At 36.1% G+C, this 6,807-nt stretch carries 7 protein-coding genes; all 7 read left to right on the forward strand.

Translation table 11 applies throughout. The features are described 5' to 3' along the window. Positions 1–688 precede the first annotated feature (688 nt). Complete coding sequence (locus QZ562_RS18250) at positions 689–1,375, forward strand: CsgG/HfaB family protein (protein ID WP_293763386.1); 687 nt, start codon at positions 689–691, stop codon at positions 1,373–1,375. Positions 1,376–1,387: 12 nt separating this feature from the next. After that, positions 1,388–1,741: a DUF4810 domain-containing protein gene (locus QZ562_RS18255; RefSeq protein ID WP_293763388.1), complete on the forward strand. Its 354-nt coding sequence runs from the start codon at positions 1,388–1,390 to the stop codon at positions 1,739–1,741. A 10-nt stretch (positions 1,742–1,751) separates the two neighbouring features. After that, positions 1,752–2,405 carry a GNA1162 family protein gene (locus tag QZ562_RS18260; RefSeq protein ID WP_293763391.1) on the forward strand — a complete coding sequence of 218 codons (654 nt, stop codon included), beginning with the start codon at positions 1,752–1,754 and terminating at the stop codon, positions 2,403–2,405. Positions 2,406–3,922: 1,517 nt separating this feature from the next. Next, on the forward strand, positions 3,923–5,260 hold the full coding sequence (locus QZ562_RS18265) for a porin (RefSeq protein WP_293763394.1): 1,338 nt from the start codon (positions 3,923–3,925) through the stop codon (positions 5,258–5,260). A 148-nt stretch (positions 5,261–5,408) separates the two neighbouring features. Further along, on the forward strand, positions 5,409–5,612 hold the full coding sequence (locus QZ562_RS18270) for a hypothetical protein (RefSeq protein ID WP_293763397.1): 204 nt from the start codon (positions 5,409–5,411) through the stop codon (positions 5,610–5,612). 41 nt (positions 5,613–5,653) lie between these two features. Then, positions 5,654–5,959, forward strand: coding sequence for a sensor histidine kinase (locus tag QZ562_RS18275; RefSeq protein ID WP_293763400.1), 306 nt, complete (start codon positions 5,654–5,656; stop codon positions 5,957–5,959). 231 nt (positions 5,960–6,190) lie between these two features. Beyond that, on the forward strand, positions 6,191–6,807 hold a 617-nt coding region (locus QZ562_RS18280), incomplete at its 3' end, for a phosphate/phosphite/phosphonate ABC transporter substrate-binding protein (RefSeq protein WP_293763403.1).

Below are 6,807 nucleotides of genomic sequence, written 5' to 3' on the forward strand. Positions count from 1 at the left end.
CCCTAAAGCAAAAATGCCAACTTAAAATTGGGTATTTATACTCATAAAAAATAAAGAGTTGTCACTTAACTTTACCTGATCCTACTTTTAGATCCAGATAGAAAAGAGGAGCAGGTTGCTTTATGATAGCGAGTTGATTTTTAGGATTGATAAAGGTCCATGGAGCTATAGCTATCTGGTGATTCCTAGGGGATAAAGTATATCATATGCATGATGTAAGGAGTTGTGTTTAATACAACACCATAGACAAGTAAGAAGAAGGAATGAGTGAAAAAGGAAAAAAAAATAAAATATGAAATATGAAATAGTTTATACGCTAGATGTATTTAGATTATCTGCCCGACAGGTGAGATGAAGTTATTCTTAGTTGTTTCAAGCATTTCTGTCGTTCCCTTAAAATGCTTTACGGGGTGGAGTACAGGAATGTATTTCATAAAATACTGCTCCAGATTAAATCAAAATATCAGCTTCGGTTAAAAAAAATTAACGTGTTTATCTTGTTAATAAATATGTGACTTGTTGGTAAGTTTAAAATAAGTGTTGCCGGAATATTTAACTCGCTGATCGGATAATATCAGCGAGGGCGCTAATTTTTGTATAACAATTTGAACCTTACACTCATGTTTTAACATCTTTACGTTGAGGTAATATTATTAGACAATGATTTTTTTATTAGGAGTATTAGCTTATGGAATTTAGTCGATTGAAGAAGTTTAGTTCGTTTTTAATATTAACCGCAATGGTCACAGGGTTCAGCGGGTGTGCTACCGAAACCTATCAAAAAGTTGCAATTACCCCAGTTGAAACCAACAAATCAGTATATACCGGTGTTAAATCTACACTTGTGTTAGGTAATTTTAACAATCGTTCAAACTACATGCAGGGTTTATTTTCATCCAATGTAGATAGACTGGGCAATCAAGGTAAAACCATATTAAAGACACATCTGCAACAAACTAACCGTTTTAAGGTGGTCGACAGAGAAAATTTGGGCAACTTGCAACAAGAAGCAGCACTTTTAGGCATCAAACAAGAAATTAAAGGAGCTCGTTACGTAATCAGTGGCGGCGTGACTGAGTTTGGTCGTAAAGTGATCGGCGACAAGCAGTTATTTGGTATTTTAGGTTCGGGGAAAAGTCAAATCGCCTATGCGAAGGTATCTTTAACAATCATTGATGTTGTGACTTCTGAGATTATTTACACAACTCAAGGTGCAGGTGAATTTCAACTCAATGAACGACAAGTTGTCGGTTTTGGCTCAAAAGCTGGATACGATGCCACTCTTAATGGCAAGGTTTTAGATTTTGCGATTAAGGAAAGCGTTAATAATATGACACGTGATCTAGAAAACAATACTTTGCAGTTTGATTTGTAATCAGAGATGAAAATGGAAAATAAAATAGTAATAATATGTGCAACAGTACTTATGCTCGCGGGCTGTGCATCGACTGAAACCCAGTATTATTGGGGTGGGTATGAAGAATTGGTTTATAAAACTCACCATACCCCAGCTGAGGTTCCACCGAGTGTACAAATTGAGAAACTACGAGCAGATATTGATATGGCTGAAGCATCAGGAAAACCGGTCCCTCCTGGGATTTATGCTCATCTAGGTCTCATGTATGCGGCCGATGGTAAAAAAGAACTTGCATTACAGTCTCTGATTAAAGAAAAAGAATTATTTCCAGAATCAACGGTTTTTATTGATGGCATAATTCAACGATCGATTACAAATAGTTAAGGAAGAAAAAGTGAATATTCATACTTTTAAAGTTGTGATTGCCTCAATTGTATTTTTATCAGGCTGTGTCACAGTTGAACCTTATAACTACGGTCCTTTAAAGCAAGCTGCACCTCGCTCTATTTTGGTGTTGCCACCAATGAACAGATCTGTCGAAGTCAGTGCACCCTATACTTACTTATCGACTGTAACTAGGCCTCTTGCCGAAAAAGGTTATTATGTGTTTCCCGTTTCAGTTGTGGATACTTTCTTAAAAGAAAACGGTTTGCCAACTCCTGCGGAAATGAACGGTATTGCATTAGATAAGATCGATGAAATTATCGGCGCAGATGCCGTCCTGTATGTAGATATTCAGGATTGGGGACAAAAATTTCAAGTACTGTCATCTGTTACAGTGGTGCGAGGTAACGTAAGACTCGTTTCAGTTAGAACTGGCGAACTGTTATGGGAGGCACCTATTAACGCGCAGTATAATCCAAATAACAATAGTGGTGGTGGTGGTCTATTAGGTGCTTTAGTGGTGGCAGTAGTGTCGCAAATTGCCGGTGAAATCACAGATAACACGCCACAGGTTGCGCGTATGGCTAACAATGTGGCTTTTAATTCTGCTAAAAGAGGTTTACTCAACGGACCTTATAAGATTGAAAAGAGCAGTAATCAATAGTTATCAAGTTAAAGGTGGTAATACATCCTTAATGACGACTTACCGTCACCTAAATAATTAAGTACGTTTTTTTAAATGTTATGCCGGTTAGAGTTGATTTTGTTCTAACCGGCAATATTATTTTTGCAAAACCCGCCTTACTGACTAAGAAATTATTATCTGTTTCCTGTTAATTAAATAATGTCATTATTCGATAAATTCGTATTTCATTGAGCTTAAAAAACGAGTGAATTTTGAGATTCTGACTAGTCTGTAGTTAACGGAGCATTCAATTTGCAGACTATATAAAAGATTTTGCAATTTCGAAACCTAGTCCTTGATGACATAGCAAGGCATACACAATAATCAGATAAAATTCCCCGTCCTCTGAACATGCTTCTGCTTAATTCTAAAGTAATCAAAACTATTCGAAATATATTTTCTTGTTCCGCTCGTTTTATCAATTAGATCGACGGTAAATCAAAAAAATGTTCTTTTTATACGCAATGAATACGTGGTTTATCGATAGAAACTCAAGGTTCTGTTGTAATACTTTCATAAGCTATTAATGGCAAGTTAATATGTCATTCACGATATATGTAACCAGAATTTAAAGGCGTTACGTTGCTGATTACTAGTAACAATGAAGAGTTTTTGATCGTGTTCCAGATAATCAATTGTCAATATAAAATGGATTAAAAATAACGTAATTCTGTGGTTGTTAATTAATCATTATGCAAAGAGAGGTAAAACACTAAGCATTCATTAATTGATTTTTAGACCAAAACTTGACTGTAAATTATTTTTGACCTAAGGTTCTTTTAATTCAGAAAAAACAGAAAATAAAGAAAATAAAGAAAATAGAAAAACGAGAAAGAATAAAAAGAAAAATTTAAACAAAAGGATAGTTCAAATAACTATTTAAAATACAAAGCACTTTACATTTAAACGAGTGGCTAATCTGTTGAACGTGACAACGCAAAAAATACAACGCTGATTCTGGTTTGAATCATAAACATTAAAGACTTGGAAACAGCTTTGGGAACTGACGTTTTTATCTGGACAAAATTAAACGTCTCAAATCTCAATTTAATATGGAGGCTAAAAATTCTGTCAGACACACATTAATAAACGTTATATAAATAGAATATGTGTCCGCCATCATTATGACAATCAAAATAACTATTGAAGGCTGGAGTTTACCTATCCTTTTGGTAACAGTAATAAATGGTTTTAAGGGGTAATACAAATGGGCGTATGGTAACTAAATATTAAAATTGAAATGTCAAATGCTTATGTTATTTATCTATCTAAAATGCGTTCTCAGATGAAAACATATAATGGCATGGTCGTTATGGTTGTCTCAGCTTTATAGAAAATTGAATTGATCACAAAGGGTGACTGTCTGGATGAGTAACTCTTAACAGCAAGCCTGTTTCTTTTGATGAAAATAAAAAAATTAAATCAATATGGAGAAAAAAATAGCGCAAATTTAAGTTCTGTAAGTTGAAAGTAACATTGATGACTGAGAGGGTATTATGAAACTAAATAAAGCAATTTTTATGGTGATTGTTCTTCTATCATTTGGGCAGTCGGTTAATGCTAGTCCAGAAATAGAAACATTAATGGATATGTTACTCAAAAATGGCATGATCACTGATGCGCAGTACGTTATTTTAAAAGCACAGCTGAATAGAAGTCTGATGCAAAATAATAATGAAAAATTAACCTTACAAACACAAATTGCTGAAGTCACTAGGCCTGCAGCTGTTGAAGTATCAGTAAAAGGGCAGGTTATAGTTAAAAAACACGATGGTGCTTTTACAACAAAATTTGGTGCACGCGTTATGGCTGATGCTGCAGTGTATAATAATGACGATAACACCATTGGCGATGGGACTAAAATTCGTCGTGCCCGCATGTCATTGCAAGGAAAGATGTATCACGATTGGGGTTATAAGCTTGAATATGACTTTGCGACTGGTCATAACAAAGGTATCGCGGATGCATTTGTCGAATATCAGGGCTTTGATGATGTGTCATTCAGAGTCGGTAATATGAAAGATCCGTTTAGTTTACAATTTCAAATGAATGCCAACTATAACTTATTCATGGAACGATCACTGACTAATGGCCTTAATACTGGTAGACACATAGGCGCAATGGCATATACCCAGAGAAAAAATTGGACTGCATCTGCAGGCCTTTTTGGAGAATCCGTACAAAGTGAAGGTGGTGCTAACGACGAAGGTTTTGGATTTGGAAGTCGTATTACATATACCCCCATTAATAACGAAAATCTCATGCTACATCTGGGCTTATCAACGAACTATCGTGATGCAGGCGATGCGGCCACATTACGTTTTAAACAACAGCCCGAAAGTAACGTTTCTGGTATTAATATTGTTGATACTGGAGGGTTAAAAAATGTAGATTCTCATGCTAAATATGGTTTAGAGATAGCAATGGTATCGGGACCACTATCCGTTCAGTCAGAATATGTCGCTGCATCGGTGACTCGCAACATTCAACCAAACTTAGATTTTGACAGCTGGTACCTTCAAGTAGGTTATTTATTGACCGGTGAATCACGTCAATATAAACAAGGGAAATTTGGGAAAATAACGCCTAATTCTAACATGGGTAACGGAGGGGGTGGTGCTTGGGAACTAGGTATTCGTTACAGCACTATTAATCTTAATGACGAAGATGTTTTTGGAGGTGAGGTAAGTAGTTTTACCCTAGGTGCTAATTGGTTTGCCACCACTACCATAAGATTTTCTGCAAACTACATTCGTGTTTTTGACTTAAATGGTGGGCCAATGGATCCTGTTCAACCTGATATTTTTGAATTTAGAAGTCAATGGGCATTCTAACTGCTTACATTTAAATTTCGTGATAGTGAAAGAGCATGTAGTTTTTTAACATCAGTAAAGTTGACCGACTACTTATCATTGCCCTTAAAATTCAAGCAATGATGGATTAAAAAAATAAAAATTGGAAATATTTGTTATGGATGGAAATATGGGTAAAAAACTCTTTCAAAACGAAAAGAAAGAAAGACTAAAAAACGGCTCTACTACTGATCACAAAACATCTGCATCTGAAATGAGTCTTGATATTTACCGAACTGAAGTGGAACAGATAGCACAAGATTTAACACTTTTTATTGATACAGCTAATGCGCCCATTTTTGGTATTGATACCCAAGGAAACATTAACGCTTGATAATGATAAAATGCGGCAAGTACCTAGAAACTTATTAAGTAATGCTTGTAAATATTCACCTACAAATGAACGCGTTGTTTTGGCTACAAGTGAAAGAGAAAAAGAAAGGGAATATGCAGTTTGGTGTCAGCATCACTGATAAAGGGATAGGTATGACACCTCAACAACTCAGTCATCTTGGAGAGCGGTTTTATCGAGCAGATGACTCGGGTGTAACAGCAGGTTCGGGATTGGGAGTATTACTGGTTAAAGAGACAGTGTCTCTTCATGGAGGAGAGGTCGAGTGTGTTACCGCTGAAGGTAAAGGAATGGTTGTTACTGTATGGTTACCCATGCTTAAACATTAAGCTACCTGTGACCAAGCATCCAAAGGGCAGAAATACTTAAACAATAAAAACAACAGGTATTCACTTTATTATGTTGATAGGTAGAGCAAGTCAATGATGTAGACGATGTTTTACTTCAAGCGTTTATGCAGATGTTGACGTTAGTTTCTGAAATAAAACATAGGCGCAAGTCCTATGAAGTTTATAAATTAAGCATAGCGTTATCCGTTATATTAGCCGAGGAGGCTTTCAATGAAAAATATTATTATCATATTCATTCTATTTGCCTATTCATGTATTGCTCATGCTGAGAATTCCTTAAACTTTGGCATAGTACCTCAGCAGTCAGCGACTAAACTGGCAAAACTATGGGGGCCTATTTTCAACCATCTTGAAATAGAAACAGGTATCAAAATACGCTTTGAAACCGCCCCTAATATTCCTATTTTCGAACAAAGATTAGCCTCAGGTAAATATGACTTGGCATATATGAACCCTTACCACTACGTCGTTTTCAGTAAAGTGCCTGGATATAAAGCTTTGGGAAAGGCAAGTGACAAAAGCATAAAAGGCATTATGGTGGTGCGTAAAGCAAGTAATATACAGAATCTTAATGACTTAAATAATAGTGAGTTAGCATTTCCTGCACCAGCCGCTTTCGCGGCAAGCATACTGACTCGAACAGCACTTACTCAGCATGGTGTTTTATTTACTGCAAAATATGTGTCATCACACGACTCGGTTTATCGAGCAGTTGCCAAAGGTATCTACCCTGCTGGAGGAGGAGTCATTCGGACATTTAATAATAGCTCACCAGAAATACGAAAACAGTTAGAAATAATGTGGACGTCAAAAGGCTACACGCCACA

Source organism: uncultured Paraglaciecola sp. (assembly GCF_913058035.1).
In the GTDB taxonomy this organism is placed as follows: Bacteria; Pseudomonadota; Gammaproteobacteria; order Enterobacterales; family Alteromonadaceae; genus Paraglaciecola.